The sequence below is a fragment of the Embleya hyalina genome, assembly GCF_003967355.1.
Lineage (GTDB): Bacteria > Actinomycetota > Actinomycetes > Streptomycetales > Streptomycetaceae > Embleya > Embleya hyalina.
Genome location: NZ_BIFH01000020.1, coordinates 161100 through 178703 on the forward strand (window position 1 = coordinate 161100; position 17604 = coordinate 178703).

The following is a 17604-nucleotide window of genomic DNA, read 5'->3' on the forward strand; positions in this document are numbered from 1 at the left end:
CGGCTCAGGCCGCCACCACCACACTCACCGCGTTGTCGCCGGCGATCGGGGCGGCGCCCGACGTCCGGTCGTTGTTCTGACGCTCTGTGGCGCGCTCGTTCGGCGTGAAGCCAGCACCCACCGGCTCCAGGACCGGGCGCATCGCCTCGGCCGAGGCCAGCTCGGCGAGGGCCAGCTCGTCGCTGACCTCCCGCATGAGCACGGACATGCGCACGTCCAGCGCGTCGCAGATCGCGGCGAGCAGTTCGGACGAGGCTTCCTTCTGGCCGCGCTCGACCTCGGACAGGTAGCCAAGGGATACCCGGGCTGAGGACGAAACCTCGCGCAGGGTGCGACCCTGACGCTGGCGCTGGCGCCGCAGCACGTCACCCAGCAGGCGACGGAGCAGGATCATCGGTCGCTCCCTCCTAGGGCGGCTCGGGGGGTCACAGCCCCACCGTACCTGCCCGACCGTGCGGGTGTGCCCGCCTTGCCGTCCTGTTCACTCAGGGCGTGGAACCTTGACGGCGGGGGTCCCCAGGGTCCATAGGCGTTCCGGTTCACTCCCACCTCGATTCGCAGCACGTCGTCGGCCGGCCTTCCGTGTCTCCCCCGGGCGCCCGGCCGGCGTGGTCTCGTCGGCCGATCGGCGCGTCGGATCACCCCGTACACGCCGGATCCTGCTCGGCCGGCAGCCCGGCCACCACACACCGGAGCAGGTCGAGCGCACGGACCGTGGTCATCTCGCGGATCCTGCCCCGACTGCCCGAGAACAGCAGGGACAGCACGATTGTTCCCTCGGGGCCGGCCACCGCGATGTATACGGTGCCCACGGGCTTTCCGTCCTGGGGGTCCGGACCGGCGACCCCCGTCGTGGCCACCCCGTACGTACCCGACATGACGTCGCGCACACCCTCGGCCATGCGCGCGGCCACGTCCGGGTGAACCGCGCCCTCCGCCGCGAGCAGATCGGTGTCCACGCCGAGCACCGAGCCCTTGAGGTCGGTGGCGTACGCGGTGACCGAGCCGCGCACGCTCGCGGACGCGCCGGGCACCGAGGTCAGTTCGGCGGCGATCAGGCCGCCGGTGAGCGATTCGGCCACCGCGACGGTGGCGTCGCGCCCGCGCAGCAGGTCGAGCACCACGCCGGCGAGGGTGTCGCCGGCCTCGCCGTAGACACACCCGCCGAGCAGCGCGCGGGCCCGTACGGCGGCGGCGTCCACCTCGGCGGCGCCGCCGGGCGTGGCGGAGGTGAGCTTGACCCGGGTCTGCCCGGCGGTGGCCAGGTAGGCGACCTCGACCGCACCGTCCCGGGCGAGTTCCTTCTCCAGCGGTTCGAGCATCGCGGCGATCACCCCCTCGCCGATCGAGGCGGTGAGCAGTTGGCGCTGCGCGCGGGTCGGCGGCTCGCCCGCGCGGCGCAGCAGGTCGGGCAGGACCTGCTCCTCGGTCATCGCGATCATCTCGTGCGGCGGGCCGGGGATCGCGTAGACCGCCACCTCGCCGATCACCACCGCGACGCCGGGCGCGCTGCCGTTCGCGTTGGGCAGGCTGCGCCCGCCCTCGGGGACGTCGGCCTGCTGCAGGCCGAGCGCGGTGAGGGTGCGGTTCATGCCTCGGTAGCGCCGGCGCAGCCAGTCCTCGATCGCCGGGTCGCGGTGCAACCGCACACCGGCGACGGCGGCGATCGCCTCGCGGGTGCGGTCGTCGGAGGTGGGGCCGAGGCCGCCGGAGACGATCACCGCGTCGGCGCGCCGGACGGCCTGGGTGAGGACGTCGATCATCGCGTCGAGGCCGTCCCCCACCGTGGACACCCCGCTCACCCGCAGACCGGCGGCGGTGAGTCGGCGGCCGAGCGTCCCGGCGTTCGTGTTCTCCACGTCGCCGACCAGCAACTCGTCCCCCACCGCGACGAGTTCGATCTTCAGTTCGCGCATGGTCCCGCTTCCCCGCTTCCCCCGTGGTCGGGATTCGTCCCGACGGTCAGCCCTGTCCGGCGGGCACCGGGGTGCCGCGTCGCAGTCGTACGGCCTTGACGATGTAGTCCAGGCCGGTCACCACGGTAACGATGACCGCGGCCGCCATGATCCAGGCCCGGGTGCTGGCCAGCGGGCCGGTCATGACCAGGGTGTACATCCCGATCGCGCTGCCCTGGAGCATGGTCTTGGCCTTGCCGCCCCGGCTGGCCGGGATCACGCCGTGGCGGATCACCCAAAAGCGCAACAGGGTGATGCCGATCTCCCGGGCGAGCACCACCAGGGTGACCCACCAGGGCAGGTCGCCGAGGGCGGACAGGCTGATCAGCGCGGCGCCCATCAGCGCCTTGTCGGCGATCGGGTCGACGAGTTTGCCGAAGTCGGTGACCAGGTTGTGCATCCGGGCGAGCTTGCCGTCGAACAGGTCGCTGATGCTGGCCACGGTGAACGCGGCCCAGGCCCAGGCGCGCCAGGCGGGGTCGTGCCCGCCGTCCTGGAGCAGCAGGGTGACGAAGACCGGCACCAGGGCCACCCGCATCAGGGTGAGCGCGTTGGCGGCGTTCCAGGCGCTGACCGAGGTGGTGGGGTCGCCGAGGCGGTCGGGCTTCGGCGGGTGGTTGGCGGCGGCGGCCCGAACGGCCTCGGCCGGGCGCCGGCGCGGCGGTGCCGGTTCGGCCGTCACCGATCGCCCCCGGGCACGATCACGTCGATCGCCTCGCCGTACAGGTCGGCGCCCTCGCTGTCGGTGACCCGGACCCGGACGAAGTCGCCCACGCGCAGTCCCTCGCCGACCACCGTGGTCGAGCCGTCGGTCTCGGGGGCCTGGTGGGCCGCGTGGCCCTCGGCGCCGCCGTCCTCGCCGAGTTCCTCGATCAGCACCACGATCTCGGTGCCGATCCGGTCCTCGGCGCGTTGTGCGACCAGTTCCTCGGCGAGCCGGGAGATCCGCTGCACGCGGGCCTCGATCACGTCGGCGTCGAGCTTGTCGGGATAGCTCGCCGCCTCGGTGCCGTCCTCGTCGGAGTAGCCGAACACGCCGATCGCGTCGAGCCGGGCGGCGATCAGGAAGCGCTCCAGGTCGTCCACGTCCTCCTCGGTCTCGCCGGGGAACCCGACGATGAAGTTCGATCGGGCGCCGGCCTCGGGGGCCTTGGCCCGGATCTGCTCCATGAGGGTGACGAACGCCTGGACCGAGCCGAATCGGCGCATCCGGCGCAGCACCGGTTCGGAGGCGTGCTGGAAGGACAGGTCGAAGTAGGGCGCGACGCCGGGGGTGCCGGTGATCACGTCGATCAGCGTCGGGCGCATCTCGGCGGGCTGGAGGTAGTTGACCCGGACCCGCTCGATGCCCTCGACGGCGACCAGCTCCGGCAGCAGCGTCTCGAGCAGGCGCAGGTCGCCCAGGTCCTTGCCGTAGGACGTGGAGTTCTCGCTGACCAGGACGATCTCGCGGACGCCCTGCTCGGCCAGCCAGCGGGCCTCGGCGAGCACGTCGGAGGGGCGGCGGGACAGGAACGAGCCGCGGAAGGAGGGGATGGCGCAGAACGAGCAGCGGCGGTCGCAGCCGGAGGCGAGCTTGAGCGAGGCCACCGGCCCCGAGCCGAGCCTGCGGCGCAGGGCGCGCGGCCCGGAGGCGGGCGCGACGCCCTCGGGCAGGTCCTCGGGGATGCCGTGGCCGGGCACCGCGACGTCGGCGGCCTGGCGCTCGACGGGGGTGATCGGCAGCAGTGCGCGGCGGTCGCGGGGCGCGTGCGGGATGTGGCTCTCGCCGGCCAGGATCGAGCGCAGCCGGCCGGAGATGTCGCCGTAGTCGTCGAAGCCGAGCACGGCGTCGGCCTCGGGCAGCGCGCCCGCGAGCTGGTCGCCGTAGCGCTCGGCCAGGCAGCCGACCGCCACCACGGCCCGCGTGCGGCCGTCGCCCTTGAGGTCGGCGGCCTCCAGGACGGTGTCGATCGAGTCCTTCTTGGCGGACTCGACGAATCCGCAGGTGTTGACCATGACGACGGAGGCGTCCGCGGCGTCCTCGACGAGGGCCCACCCGTCGGCCTCTAGCCGGCCGGCGAGTTCCTCGGAGTCCACCTCGTTGCGGGCGCAGCCGAGGGTGACCAGGGCGACGGTGCGCAGGGCGGCGGGGCTCTCGGCCGGGGCGGCGGGGCGGGTGGTATCGCGGGCGGACATGCCGGAAAGCCTACGTCAGGCACGGACGTGGACCGGACGCAGGGAAGCGTCGAATGGTTCCGGGGAGGTCACGATGCCGGGTCACCGGGACGACGGGGTCGCCGACGCGCTCGTCCGCATCTGTGGAACGGGGTCGCCGGGCACGAATGTGTGTTTGACCACCTCGCCGTCCTCGCCCGCCGGGCCCAGGTCCCGGCCGTTGACGTTCAGTCGCGCGGCGCCCGAATTGCCGACCTGGACCTGCAGCCGTGCGGGGTCCTCGAAGGTCTTGGCCTCGCCCTTGTCCAGGATCGTCTCCAGGATCTGCCTGTCCTTGGAGTCGAACGCGCGGATCCAGCTGCGCCCGTCGACGGCGGTGACGGTGACCACGACGCCCGCCGGGAACTCCGGCGCCTTGCTCACCGGCGCGGCCGGGGACGGCGGCGGGGGCGGCGGAGCCGGCGCCGCCGGGGCGGCGGTGGTCGGGGCGACCCGGGACGCGGTCTCCTTCTCGTCGTCGTCGGCCCGGCCGCCGGCGAGTTGGACGAAGGCGAAGATCAGCACGATGACCACGGCGACGCCCATGGCCAGGGTCCAGTTGGGGCGGCGGTATTCGATCGACTTGCGCGGCGAGTCGAAGATCTCGGTGGGTCGTGGGGTGCTCGTGCCGCCGACGGTGTGGTCGTACTCGGCGATCAGCGGCGCGGGTTCCAGGCCCGTGGCGCGCGCCAGGGTGCGAATGTGGCCGCGGGCGTAGAAGTCGCCCCCGCACGGCTCGAAGTCGTCGTGTTCGACGCCTTCGATGATGGCCTGTCGGATCCGGGTGACCTCACTGAGCCGTTCCACGGTGAGACCGGCCCGTACGCGCGCCTCGGCGAGACTCCGACCGATCGACACAGTTCGCCCCTTATGCGTCATTCATTACGACTGACAGCAATCATCACTTAAGTCAGATCATTCTCCGCGCAACGTGGCCATAACCTGCTCGATTTCATCCGGTTTGATCAATACCTCGCGCGCCTTGGAGCCCTCGCTCGGTCCGACGATGTCCCGGCTCTCCATCAGGTCCATCAGCCTGCCCGCCTTGGCGAAGCCGACGCGCAGCTTGCGCTGGAGCATCGAGGTCGAGCCGAACTGGGTGGACACCACCAGTTCGACGGCCTGGCAGAGCAGATCGAGGTCGTCGCCGACGTCCTCGTCCACCTGCTTCTTGCGATCCGGCCCCGCGGTGACCTCGTCGCGATACTCCGGCCGCAACTGCTCCTTGCAGTGCCGGGCGATCGCGTCGATCTCCTCCTCGGTGACGTACGCGCCCTGCATCCGGATCGGCTTGCTCGCGCCCATCGGGAGGAACAGCGCGTCGCCCTTGCCGATCAGCTTCTCCGCGCCGGGCTGGTCCAGGATGACCCGGCTGTCCGCCAGCGAGGAGGTGGCGAACGCGAGCCGCGAGGGCACATTGGCCTTGATCAGACCGGTGACCACGTCCACGCTGGGCCGCTGGGTGGCCAGCACGAGGTGGATGCCCGCGGCGCGGGCGAGTTGGGTGATCCGCACGATCGAGTCCTCGACGTCGCGCGGCGCGACCATCATCAGGTCGGCCAACTCGTCCACGATCACCAGCAGATACGGGTAGGGCTGGATCTCCCGCTCGCTGCCCGGCGGCACCTTCAGCTTGCCGGCGCGCACCGCGACGTTGAAGTCGTCGACGTGTCGGAAACCGAAGTTGGCCAGGTCGTCGTAGCGCATGTCCATCTCGCGCACGACCCACTGCAGCGCCTCGGCGGCCTTCTTCGGGTTGGTGATGATCGGCGTGATCAGGTGCGGAATACCCTCGTAGGTGGTGAGTTCGACCCGTTTGGGGTCGACCAGCACCATCCGCACCTCCTCCGGCGTGGCGCGCATCATGATCGAGGTGATCAGGCCGTTGATGCAGCTCGACTTGCCCGCGCCGGTGGCGCCCGCCACCAGCAGGTGCGGCATCTTGGCCAGGTTGGCCACCACGTCGTTGCCCTCGACGTCCTTGCCCAGCGCGGCGATCATCGGATGCGTGTCGCCGGCGGCGGTGTCGGAGGCCAGGATGTCGCCGAGGCTGACCATCTCGCGGTCGGTGTTGGGGATCTCGATGCCCACCGCGGACTTGCCGGGGATCGGGCTGATGATCCGTACGTCCGGACTGGCCACGGCGTAGGCGATGTTCTTGGCCAGCGCGGTGATCCGCTCCACCTTGACCGCCGGGCCCAGCTCGATCACGTAGCGGGTCACCGTCGGGCCCCGGGAGAAGCCGGTGACCTGCGCGTCGACGTTGAACTGCTCGAACACCTTGGACAGCGCCGCGACCACGTCGTCGTTGGCCTTGCTGCGCGCCTTCGCGGGCGGGCCCTTCCGCAGCAGCGCGGGGCCGGGCAGGTGGTAGGTGATGTCGCCGGACAGCCTGAGTTGCTCGCTGCGCGGCGGCGCGGGGGTGTGCGCCGGGGCGGCGTCGCGGGCCCGCAGATCGGTCACCACCCGAGCGGCGGCCTTGCGCGTGCGGGCGGGCGGGACGACCAGGCCGGCGTCGCCCGCGTCCAGCGCCGCGGCGGCGGCCGCGGCCACGTCGACCGCGTCCGGATGGCCGGTTCCGGCGGCCGGGCTCGGGCGGCGGCGCGGTCGGGGCTTGCGGACCGGCGCCGGCGCGGGCTCGTCGTCCTCGTCGAACCCGGCGAACCCGCTCGGGCGGTCGTCGTCCTCGTCGTACGGCTCCGGCTCGGGCCCCTCGATGAAGCCCAGGAAGATCCCAAGGCGTTCCGGCACCGCGTTGATCGGCGTCGCGGTGACCACGAGCATCCCGAACACGATCAGCAGCACCAGCAGCGGCACCGCGACCCACCGGGTGACCAGGTGCACCGGCGGGGTCGCGAACGCCCAGCCCACCAGCCCGCCCGCGTCGCGCATCGCCGCCGCGCCGTCACCGGTCTGCGGGGTCCCACACCCGACGTGGATCAGCCCGAGCACCGCGCACACCAGCGCCGTGCAGCCGATCACGATCCGCCCGGTGGCGTCCTTGCGGTCGGGATGGCGCATCACCCGCACGCCCAACGCGCCGACCAGGAACGGAACCAGCACGTCCAGCCGGCCGACCAGGCCCGCGACGACCGCGTTGACCCCCTCGCCGACCGCGCCGTCGATGGTGCCCCACGCGCCCGCGGCGATCACTATCGCCAGGCCGAGCAGGGCGAGCCCGAGCCCGTCCCGACGATGCGCGGGGTCGAGTCCGCGCGCACCGGAGCCGACGCCCCGCGCGAGCGAACCGAACGCGTGCGCCAGCCCCAGCCACAGCCCCTTGAGCCCCTTCCCGAGCAACGCGGGCACCCCACCGAGCAGTTTCGGCGGGGGAGGCGGAGGCGGGGCCGCCTTCTTGGCGGGAGCCTTCTTCTTCGCGGCCGTGCGCGGTTGCGCTCCGCCGCCGGACGCACGTGTGGCCATGTCCCGAGGTTACCGGTGGACCCTCCCCACCTCATGCGTCCCGGCCCGGAGCGCGCGCCGTGTCGGACCGGGCCGTCGACGACGGTCCGGTCCGCGCGGGTGCTCCGGGGTCAGCCGGCCGCCTCGCCCTTGTCCGGGGCCGGGACCAGCGGAGGTCCGCCGTGGCCGGCCGTGGCCGGCGCGAGGGCGTCGAGCGCGGCGCGCATCCGGGCCACCCGGCGGCGCAGTTGCACCGCGGAGGCGGCCAGGACCGGATCGTCGGTCGACTCGACCTGCTTGGCCATGCCGTCGGCCTGCTCCTCGACCGCGGCCAACCGGGTGGACAACTCCGCGATCACGTCCGCCCCGGCCCGGTCGCCGCCGGCGGGCCCCTCCAGGCGCCCGCGCAGCAGCGTGGCCTGCTCGCGCAACTGGCAGTTCTTCTTGTACAGATCCACGAAGACCGAGACCTTGGCGCGCAACACCCACGGGTCGAAGGGTTTGGAGATGTAGTCGACCGCACCGGCCGCGTAGCCGCGGAAGGTGTGGTGCGGACCGTGGTTGATCGCGGTCAGGAAGATGATCGGAATATCGCGGGTCTTCTCTCGCCGCTTGATGTGCGCGGCGGTCTCGAACCCGTCCATTCCGGGCATCTGCACATCGAGCAGAATCACCGCGAACTCGTCCGTGAGCAGCGCCTTGAGGGCTTCCTCGCCCGAGTGCGCCCGAACCAGGGTCTGGTCCAGCGCGGACAGGATCGCCTCCAGGGCGAGCAGATTCTCCTGACGGTCATCGACCAGGAGGATCTTGGCCTTCTCCGTCATGGCCCACCCTCTTCGATCCGACACGGTGGGTGACCCCGCGTATCGGTCGGCTCCACTCGTCCTTGTGCATGTTTTCGGTTTGCCTGGTTGACGCTGACGCTGCTGACGCTGCCCAGAATGACACGGCCTCGCTCGACACGGTTCGACCCGGCGCACCGTCGGCCGAGCTCGCCCCGACGCACTCCACGCCGGTCGAGCACACGCTCCGGATGGCGCTCGTCCCGGTCATGGTAGTGGCCAGGCGATCGGCTCGGCAGGTATTCCGAAACAGACGACCGCATGGTGTCACCACAGCCGGACCTACGGTTGCGACAACACCGCATCGACCCTCCATCCTTCAACGCCGCTTCGACCATACGGGTTCCATCATGTGGTGCTTGCCACCCGGGAAGCGAACTAGTGGTCGAGCCAAGTGCGGATGAGTCCCAACAAGTGCCGCGTGTCGACCGGCTTGGCCACGTAGTCGGAGGCGCCGGAGTCGATGCTCTTCTCCTGATCCCCCTTCATCGCCTTGGCGGTCAACGCGATGATCGGCAGCCCCGCGTACTGCGGCATCCGACGAATCGCCGAAGTAGTGGCATAGCCGTCCATCTCCGGCATCATCACGTCCATCAGCACGATCGCGATGTCGTCGTGTCCCTGGAGCACTTCGATGCCCTCGCGGCCGTTCTCCGCGTACAGCACGCTGAGTCCGTACTGCTCCAGCACGCTGGTCAGCGCGAACACGTTGCGCACGTCGTCGTCGACGATCAGCACCCGCTCGCCGTCGAAGGTGCCCTCGAACGGCTCGACCACCGGCTTGGCGGGGCCGGTGTGGTCGGCCCGCACCGGCCCGGTGGCGCCGAGCACCGCCCGGGCCAGCGCGTCGGGCGTGGAGACCCGCTGGAGCAGCACGATCCGGCGCCGGTAGCCGCGCAGCCGGCCCGATTCGGAGCGGGTCGGGCGGGCCGGGACGTGCACCACGACGGGCAGACTCTGCAATTCGGTCCGCGAGGCGACCGCGTCGAGCACCTGCCAGGCGCCCTCGTCGGGCAGCCGCAGGTCCACCACCAGGCACGCGGGCGGCGCCTCGGCGAGCAGGCGCACCGCCTCGCCCTCGTCGGCGGCGGTGCTCAGGTCGATCTGCCCGTCGAGCCCGGCCAGCGCGGTGCTCAGCGGCGCGCCGTCGGACTGCGGCGTCTCCACCACCAGGACCCGGCGCGGCGTCGTGTCGTGCGCGTCGTCGGCCTCGTCCTCGCCCTCCCCGGCCGGTTCCGGGGCGTCGCTGAGCAGCGGGGTGGACGGCGCGGCGGCGGGCAGCGCCGCCCGGTACGGGATCGGCGGCAACTCGGTGTCGCGGTCGTGGCCGATCTCGTCGCCCGGGACCAGGACGCTGTCCAGCGGGAGGTAGAGGGTGAACGTGCTGCCGCGTCCCGGCATGGACTCGGCGTGGATCTCGCCGCCGAGCAGCCAGGCGATCTCCCGGCTGATCGACAGGCCCAGGCCCGTACCGCCGTAGCGGCGGCTGGTGGTGCCGTCGGCCTGCTGGAACGCCTCGAAGATCACCTTGAGCTTGTCCACCGCGATGCCGATGCCGGTGTCGATCACCGAGAAGGCCACCGCGTGCTCCGCGTTGTCCAATTCGGTGTTGGTCAGCGGGATGTCGTCGGTGAGCGTGATCAACACCTCGACCGATCCGGAGTCGGTGAACTTGACCGCGTTGGAGAGCAGGTTGCGCAACACCTGTTGCAGCCGCTGCTCGTCGGTGAACAGGATCCCGGGCACCGCGGGCGAGACGTGCACCGTGAACTCGAGGTTCTTCTCCGAGGTCAGCGGACGGATGGTCGCCTCGACGTAGTCCATCAGCTGGGCCAGCGCGATCCGCGCGGGACGCACGTCCATCTTCCCGGCCTGCACCTTGGACAGGTCCAGGATGTCGTTGATCAGCTGGAGCAGGTCGGACCCGGCGCCGTGGATGGTCTCGGCGAACTCGACCTGCTTGCGGGTCAGGTTGCCCTCGACGTTGTCGGCGAGCAGCTTGGCCAGGATCAGCAGGCTGTTCAGCGGGGTGCGCAGCTCGTGCGACATGTTGGCCAGGAACTCGGACTTGTACTTGGAGGACAGCGCGAGTTGCTCGGCCCGCTCCTCCAGCGCCTGCCGGGCCTGTTCGATCTCCCGGTTCTTGATCTCGATGTCCCGGTTCTGCCGGGCGAGCAGCGCCGCCTTGTCCTCCAACTCGGCGTTGGAGTGGCGCAGTTCGCCCTGCTGGCGCTGCAGCTCCTCGGACCGTTCCTGGAGTTCCTCGGTCAGTCGTTGCGACTCGGCGAGCAACATCTCGGTGCGCGAGTTGGCCATGATCGTGTTGACCGTGACCCCGATCTGCTCGTTCAGCTGCTCCAGGAAGTTGCGGTGCACCTTGGTGAACGGGCGGAACGAGGCGAGTTCGAGCACGCCGAGCAGCTGGTCCTCGAACAGCACCGGCAGCACGATCACGTTCGCCGGGGCGGCCTCGCCCAGGCCGGAGGCGATCTTGATGTAGCCGGGCGGCGCGTCCAGGATCAGGATCGAGCGCTTCTCCAGCGCGGCCTGGCCGACCAGCGACTGGCCGAGCCGGAAGCGGGTCGGCACGCCGCCGCCGTCCTGGTAGCCGTACGAGGCGATCAACCGCAGCTCGACCACGTCCTCCTGGGTCAACTCGGCCAGGAAGAAGGCGCCGTGCTGCGCGTCGACGACCGGGGTCAGCTCGCTCATGATCAGCGCGGCGACCGCCATCAGGTCGCGGCGGCCCTGCATGAGACCGGAGATCCGGGCCAGGTTGGTCTTGAGCCAGTCCTGTTCCCGGTTGGCCCGGGTGGTCTCGCGCAGGTTGTAGATCATCTGGTTGATGTTGTCCTTGAGCTCGTCGAGCTCTCCGGACGCGTCCACCGCGATCTGCAACGACAGGTCGCCCCGGGTCACGGCGGTGGCGACCTCGGCGATGGCCCGTACCTGGCGGGTCAGGTTGCCGGCCAACTCGTTGACGTTCTCGGTCAGTTGCTTCCAGGTACCGGAGACGCCCTCGACCTCGGCCTGGCCACCCAGCATGCCCTCGGTGCCCACCTCGCGCGCCACGCGCGTGACCTCGCCGGCGAACGCCGAGAGCTGGTCGACCATGGTGTTGATGGTGGTCTTGAGCTCCAGCATCTCGCCGCGCGCGTCCACGTCGATCTTCTGCGACAGGTCGCCGCCGGCGATCGCGGTGGTCACCTTGGCGATGTTGCGAACCTGGCCGGTGAGGTTGTCCGCCATCGAGTTGACGTTGTCGGTCAGGTCCTTCCAGGTGCCCGAGACGCCGGGCACGTGCGCCTGACCGCCCAGGATGCCCTCCGTGCCCACCTCGCGGGCCACCCGGGTGACCTCGTCGGCGAACGCGCGCAGCGTGTCGACCATCGTATTGATCGTGCCCGCCAGGCCCGCCATCTCGCCCTTGGCCTCGACGGTGCTCTTCTGGGACAGGTCGCCGTCGGCGACGGCGGTGGCCACCTGGGCGATGTTGCGCACCTGGGACGTCAGGTTGTTGGCCATGACGTTGACGTTGTCGGTCAGGTCCTTCCAGATGCCGGAGACCCCGCGCACCCGCGCCTGCCCGCCGAGGCGGCCCTCGGTACCCACCTCGCGAGCCACCCGGGTCACCTCGTCGGCGAACGCGGACAGCTGGTCGACCATCGTGTTGACGGTCTCCTTCAGCTCCAGGATCTCGCCCCGGGCGTCGACGGTGATCTTCTTGGACAGATCGCCCGTGGCCACCGCCGTGGTCACGTCGGCGATGCTGCGCACCTGGCCGGTCAGGTTGCCGGCCATCACGTTGACCGACTCGGTGAGGTCCTTCCAGGTACCGGAGACGCCCTTGACGTCGGCCTGCCCACCGAGGCGGCCCTCGGTACCCACCTCGCGGGCCACCCGGGTCACCTCGTCGGCGAAGCCGGAGAGCTGGTCGACCATGGTGTTCACGGTGTTCTTCAGTTCGAGGATCTCGCCTCGGGCGTCGACCGTGATCTTCTGCGACAGGTCGCCCCGGGCCACGGCGGTGGTCACCTGGCCCAGGCTGCGCACCTGTTCGGTGAGGTTTCCGGCCATCGAGTTGACCGAGTAGGTCAGGTCGCGCCACACCCCGGCCACGCCGAGCACCTGGGCCTGCCCGCCCAGGCGGCCCTCGGTGCCCACCTCGCGGGCCACGCGGGTGACCTCGTCGGCGAACGCGGACAGCTGGTCGACCATCGTGTTGACGGTGTTCTTGACCTCCAGGATCTCGCCGCGCGCGTCCACGTCGATCTTCTTGGACAGATCGCCGCGCGCGACCGCCGTGGTCACCTCGGCGATGTTGCGGACCTGTGCGGTGAGGTTGCCCGCCATGAAGTTCACCGAGTCGGTGAGGTCGAGCCACACGCCCGCGACGCCCGGCACCACCCGGGCCTGGCCGCCGAGACGCCCCTCGCCGCCGACCTCGCGGGCGACCCGGGTGACCTCGGAGGCGAACGCGGACAGCTGGTCCACCATGGTGTTCACGGTGTTCTTGAGCTCCAGCATCTCGCCGGAGACGTCGACCGTGATCTTCTGCGACAGGTCGCCCCGGGCCACCGCCGTGGAGACCTGGGCGATGTTGCGGACCTGGCCGGTCAGGTTGCCGGCCATCACGTTGACCGAGTCGGTCAGGTCCTTCCAGGTGCCCGCCACGCCGGAGACCTGTGCCTGGCCGCCCAGGATGCCCTCGCTGCCCACCTCCCGGGCGACTCGGGTGACCTCGGAGGCGAACGCCGACAGCTGGCCGACCATGGTGTTCACGGTGTTCTTGAGCTCCAGCATCTCGCCGGAGACGTCCACGGTGATCTTCTGCGACAGGTCGCCCTGGGCGACCGCCGTGGTCACCCCGGCGATGTCGCGGACCTGCGCGGTGAGGTTGAAGAAGGCGGTGTTGACCGAGTCGGTCAGGTCCTTCCAGATGCCCGCGCCGCCGGGGACCTGGGCCTGGCCGCCGAGCCGGCCCTCGAAGCCGACCTCGCGCGCCACGCGGGTCACCTCGGAGGCGAACGTGCGCAGCGTGCCGGTCATCGCGTTGATCGTCTCGGCGAGTTGGGCCATCTCGCCGCGCGCGGACACGGTGATGGTCTGCGACAGGTCGCCGTACGCGACCGCCTTGGTCACCTGGGCGATGTCGCGGACCTGGGCGGTCAGGTTGCCCGCCATGATGTTGACCGAGTCGGTGAGGTCCTTCCAGGTCCCCGAGACGCCCTCGACCCGGGCCTGGCCGCCCAGGCGGCCCTCGGTGCCCACCTCGCGGGCCACCCGGGTCACCTCCTGGGCGAAGCCGGAGAGCTGGTCGACCATCGTGTTGACGGTCTCCTTGAGCTCCAGCATCTCGCCGGCCACCTCGACGGTGACCGTGCGGGACAGGTCCCCCTTGGCCACGGCGGTGGTCACCAGGGCGATGTCGCGCACCTGCAGGGTCAACCGGCTGGCCATCGTGTTGACCGAGTCGGTGAGGTCCTTCCAGCTGCCGGAGACGCCGCGCACCCGGGCCTGCCCGCCGAGCTTGCCCTCGGTGCCGACCTCGCGGGCCACCCGGGTGACCTCGTCGGCGAACGCGCTGAGCTGGTCCACCAGTCCGTTGGCGGTGCGGCCCATGCGCAGGAACTCGCCACGCAGCGGCTGTTCGGCGATCCGCAGGTCCATGCGCTGGGACAGATCGCCCTCGGCGACCGCGGCCAGCACCCGGCCGACCTCGACGGTGGGGCGGACCAGGTCCTCCACGAGCGCGTTGGCCGCGTCGATGCTCGTCGCCCAGGCACCCTCGCCCGGGCCCGGATCCAGCCGCTCGGTGAGCTTGCCCTCCCGACCGACCACCCGACGCACCCGGGCCAACTCGCCGGACAGGTGCTGGTTGCGCTCGACCATGTCGTTGAACACGACGGCGATCTCGGACATGATCCCGTCGCCGGAGACCGTCAGGCGTTTGCGGAAGTTGCCGTCACGGACACCGGTCAGCGCGGCCAGCAGACGCCGCAGATCCTGCTCGTCGTGCCGGCCCTGCCGGACGGCCGCAGTCCGCGCCTGCGCTGGGGAAGCCTTCGCCATCTCGCATTTCCTCCGCCGGACCGATTCGCCGCGACCGCCCGTGCCTCCGGCCGCTTGCCGTCCACAGTCTTTCACTCACGGGGTTGAGAGCAGAGGCGGTCCGGGAGGATGGTGCTTGTCATCCGGAAAGTGCGGGCTCGAAAGGCACGCTCGGACGGGACATCTGTCGAAATCGTGATCGATGCGTCACTGTTTGGAAGGGGTCCGCCCGATCGTCCGAAACCGATAGGGTGCGAATCTGCCGGACTGTGGAGCCGGATTCGTCACCGCAGCCGCCGTTCGTCGCAGATGCGGGAGTGTATGGATCAGGGAACGAGCATGCTCATCACTGCCCGGATGAGCGCTGCCTTCGCACCCGAGGGCAGGTCCGTGGCGGCCGCACGCTCGTTCGTCCGCAAAACGCTCACCGACTGGGACGCCGGCGACGTGGTCGACGACGCCGTACTGCTGACCAGCGAGTTGGTCACCAACGCGATCGTGCACGCGGGCACCTCGGCCGAGGTCTCGTGCGTGCGCTACGACGGCGGCGTCCAGATCGAGGTCACCGACCACTACCCCAGCCGCGAACTGCCGGAGCCGGCGACCGGCTTCGACGACGGCGACGAGAGCGGCCGGGGGCTGTTCCTGTCCGCGTCGCTGGCCTCGGCGTGGGGCGTCGAATACGCCAAGAACGTCAAACGGGTGTGGTTCCGGCTCGAACTGCCCGATCCGGTCTCGGCGACCAGTTCGGCCGGGCCGCTGCTGCCCGCCAACGCGCTGCCCGACGCCGCGGTGCCGGTCCACGTGGCGGTGGTGCACGCCGACGCCTCGCGCAAGGTGACCCACTGGAGCCCCGAGGCGGCCCGGTTGTTCGGTCTCGGTGACTCCGAGGCGATCGGCATGGCGCTAGGCGACCTGGTCGCCTGGCCGCAGACGCCGGGCACCGAGCTGACCCTGGACGAGATGCTGGAGTTGTCCCGCTGGCAGGGCGGGTACGACGTGCGCGCCGCCGACGGGGTGGCCACGCGCGTCTTCGCCTCGCACGTGCGGCTGCGCGACGCCGACGGCGACCCCGCGCTGGTCGCGCTCCTGGTGCCCGCGCAGGCCCGCGCGCTGCTGGAGAACCGGGACGCCTCGCGCGGTCGCACCGGGGCGGCGATCCCGGTGGACAGCGAATGGGACGGGATCGACGGGCTGAGCCGACTGGGCCTGGAGGACCTGCTCCAGCGCGCGGTCGAACGTGCCCGCGACCTGCTCGACGCCGACGCCGCGTTCGTGCTGCTGGCCACCGACGACGAGAGCGAGATGGAGGTACGCGCGACCACCGGCCTGGCGGGCGCGGTGCACCGGCTGTCGCGGGTGCCGGTGGAGACCTCGGTGGGCCGCTACGGCTCGGCCCGGATGCCCGCCGTGCACGAGGACCTGGTGGCCGGGCCCGACGCGGTGCCGATCCTCCACGAGACCCGGATGCGCTCGGCGGTGACCGTGCCGCTCAAGGTCGAGGGCCGGCTCACCGGCACACTCGGCGTCGCCTCGGAGTCGGCGGCCCGCTTCGACAACGACGACGCGGCCCGGCTCCAGCGCGCCGCCGACCGGGTCTCGCTGACCGTGGAGAGCGCGCGCCTGTCCGAGTTGGAGCGGGTCCGGCGCGGCTCGCTGTCCTTCCTCGCCGAGGCGTCCGACCTGCTGGCCGGCACCCTCGACCCGGAGATGACGCTGGCCATGATCGCCCAGATCGTGGTGCCGCGGCTGGGCACCTGGTGCGCGGTGCACACCGGCGAGTCGCACGCGCCGGTGCTGAGCGTGGTGTGGCACGCCGACGAGATGCGGATCGACGACCTGCGCGCGCTGCTGGACCGCGCCGAGGCGCCGCGCGCGCAGCCCACGCCCGGTGCCCGGCGCTGGCTGGGCCTGCGGTCCCTGGACCCGGAGGTGGTCCGCGAGCACACCGACCTGGTCACCGGCGAGGCGGTCACGCTGCCGCTGGTCGCCCGGGGGCGCGGCATCGGCATGCTGACCTTCGGCATCCTGGCCGGCGACCGGTTCCGCCGGGACACGCTGGAACTCGCCGAGGACCTCTCCCGCCGCGCCGCGCTGGCGATGGACAACGCCCGGCTGTACTCCGAGCGCAACGCGACCAGCCAGGCCCTCCAGCGCAGCCTGCTGCCGCCGGAGCTGCCCAAGGTGCCGGGGGTGGACGTCGAGGTCGTCTACCAGGCCTCCGGCGAGGGCAACGAGGTCGGCGGCGACTTCTACGACCTGTTCACCATCGGCGAGGACAAGTGGGGCTTCGCCATCGGCGACGTGTGCGGCACCGGCCCCGAGGCCGCCGCGGTCACCGGACTGGCCCGCCAGGCGCTGCGGTTGCTGACCCGCGAGGGCATGTCGGTGCCCGCCGTCCTGCAACGGCTGAACACCGCGATCCTGGACGAGGGCCCGCGCAGCCGGTTCCTGACCCTCCTGCACGGCCACATGACCCACCGCGACGGCGGCGGCGTACGCCTGAGCCTGGTCTCCGCGGGCCATCCGCTCCCGCTGCGCCTGCGCCCCGACGGCACGGTCGACGCGGTGGCCACCCCGCAACCGCTGCTCGGCGTACTGGACGAGGTCGACCTGGTCCTGGAGACGGTGGACCTGGACCCGGGCGACGTCCTGGTCTGCGTCACCGACGGCGTCACCGAACGCCGCGAGGGCACCCGCATGCTCGGCGACGACGGCCTGGCCGAGGTCCTGTCCGGCTGCACGGGCCTGACCGCCGGCGCGGTGGCGGCCCGAATCCACCGCGCGGTCGAACAATTCGCCGAGGAACAGGCCCGAGACGACATGGCCATCCTGGTCCTACGAGTCTCCGGCGACGACTGACCCCCGCCCACCACCGACAAAACCCGCAGCCACGAAGCACCGTTCGCCGTCGCCCCGCCCCGGCACGGCACGGCACGGCACGGCACGGCAGCCGACCACAGGCGGGACGGGCCCGAGCCACAACCCACCTCGAACGCCGGTCGCCCGGCCCGCTCCGCCCCGCACACCGGTCCAGGCCGGCACGGGACGCGCCGCACCGCGGACCGGCCCCGCGCGCAAGCCGCGGTGAGGGCGTGAGCCGGCGCCGAGCCGAGGCCGCTGTCGGGTCGGGCACGAGCCGGCCCCCGGGCGGACGG

The 17604-nt window shown here is 71.5% G+C and carries 9 protein-coding genes; 1 reads left to right on the plus strand and 8 read right to left on the minus strand.

Annotated features, from left to right (window positions below; translation table 11 throughout):
* Positions 1-4: 4 nt before the first annotated feature.
* The 8 genes from EMA17_RS19800 to EMA17_RS19835 form a co-directional block, all read right to left on the minus strand.
* Entirely contained in the window at positions 5-394 is a 390-nt protein-coding gene (locus EMA17_RS19800; RefSeq protein WP_078977475.1) for a helix-turn-helix domain-containing protein, read from the minus strand.
* Between the two features lie 244 nt (positions 395-638).
* Positions 639-1916, minus strand: coding sequence for a CinA family nicotinamide mononucleotide deamidase-related protein (locus EMA17_RS19805; protein ID WP_218042935.1), 1278 nt, complete (start codon positions 1914-1916; stop codon positions 639-641).
* Positions 1917-1962: 46 nt separating this feature from the next.
* Positions 1963-2637 carry a CDP-diacylglycerol--glycerol-3-phosphate 3-phosphatidyltransferase gene (pgsA, locus tag EMA17_RS19810; protein ID WP_126638402.1) on the minus strand — a complete coding sequence of 225 codons (675 nt, stop codon included), beginning with the start codon at positions 2635-2637 and terminating at the stop codon, positions 1963-1965.
* Positions 2634-4133 (minus strand): 30S ribosomal protein S12 methylthiotransferase RimO, encoded by a 1500-nt coding sequence (gene rimO / locus EMA17_RS19815; protein WP_126638403.1) that lies wholly within the window; start codon positions 4131-4133, stop codon positions 2634-2636. Before rimO ends, pgsA begins: the two co-directional genes overlap by 4 nt.
* Before the next feature lie 81 nt (positions 4134-4214).
* Positions 4215-5009: a helix-turn-helix domain-containing protein gene (locus tag EMA17_RS19820; protein WP_160161472.1), complete on the minus strand. Its 795-nt coding sequence runs from the start codon at positions 5007-5009 to the stop codon at positions 4215-4217.
* A gap of 57 nt (positions 5010-5066) precedes the next feature.
* Positions 5067-7574, minus strand: a complete 2508-nt coding sequence (locus tag EMA17_RS19825) for a DNA translocase FtsK (RefSeq protein ID WP_126638405.1) — start codon at positions 7572-7574, stop codon at positions 5067-5069.
* A gap of 110 nt (positions 7575-7684) precedes the next feature.
* Entirely contained in the window at positions 7685-8377 is a 693-nt protein-coding gene (locus tag EMA17_RS19830; RefSeq protein WP_126638406.1) for a response regulator, read from the minus strand.
* Between the two features lie 396 nt (positions 8378-8773).
* Positions 8774-14467 (minus strand): HAMP domain-containing protein, encoded by a 5694-nt coding sequence (locus EMA17_RS19835; RefSeq protein WP_126638407.1) that lies wholly within the window; start codon positions 14465-14467, stop codon positions 8774-8776.
* Between the two features lie 318 nt (positions 14468-14785).
* Between EMA17_RS19835 and EMA17_RS19840 the strand changes: the two genes are divergently transcribed.
* Positions 14786-17308, plus strand: a complete 2523-nt coding sequence (locus tag EMA17_RS19840; RefSeq protein ID WP_126638408.1) for a SpoIIE family protein phosphatase — start codon at positions 14786-14788, stop codon at positions 17306-17308.
* Positions 17309-17604: the final 296 nt, after the last annotated feature.

Coding starts and splice junctions, on each gene's coding strand:
- rimO (WP_126638403.1), bottom strand. CDS start 4,133: ATGTCCGCCCGCGATACCACCCGCCCCGCCGCCCCGGCCGAGAGCCCC.
- EMA17_RS19835 (WP_126638407.1), bottom strand. CDS start 14,467: ATGGCGAAGGCTTCCCCAGCGCAGGCGCGGACTGCGGCCGTCCGGCAG.
- EMA17_RS19825 (WP_126638405.1), bottom strand. CDS start 7,574: ATGGCCACACGTGCGTCCGGCGGCGGAGCGCAACCGCGCACGGCCGCG.
- EMA17_RS19800 (WP_078977475.1), bottom strand. CDS start 394: ATGATCCTGCTCCGTCGCCTGCTGGGTGACGTGCTGCGGCGCCAGCGC.
- EMA17_RS19805 (WP_218042935.1), bottom strand. CDS start 1,916: ATGCGCGAACTGAAGATCGAACTCGTCGCGGTGGGGGACGAGTTGCTG.
- EMA17_RS19840 (WP_126638408.1), top strand. CDS start 14,786: ATGCTCATCACTGCCCGGATGAGCGCTGCCTTCGCACCCGAGGGCAGG.
- EMA17_RS19830 (WP_126638406.1), bottom strand. CDS start 8,377: ATGACGGAGAAGGCCAAGATCCTCCTGGTCGATGACCGTCAGGAGAAT.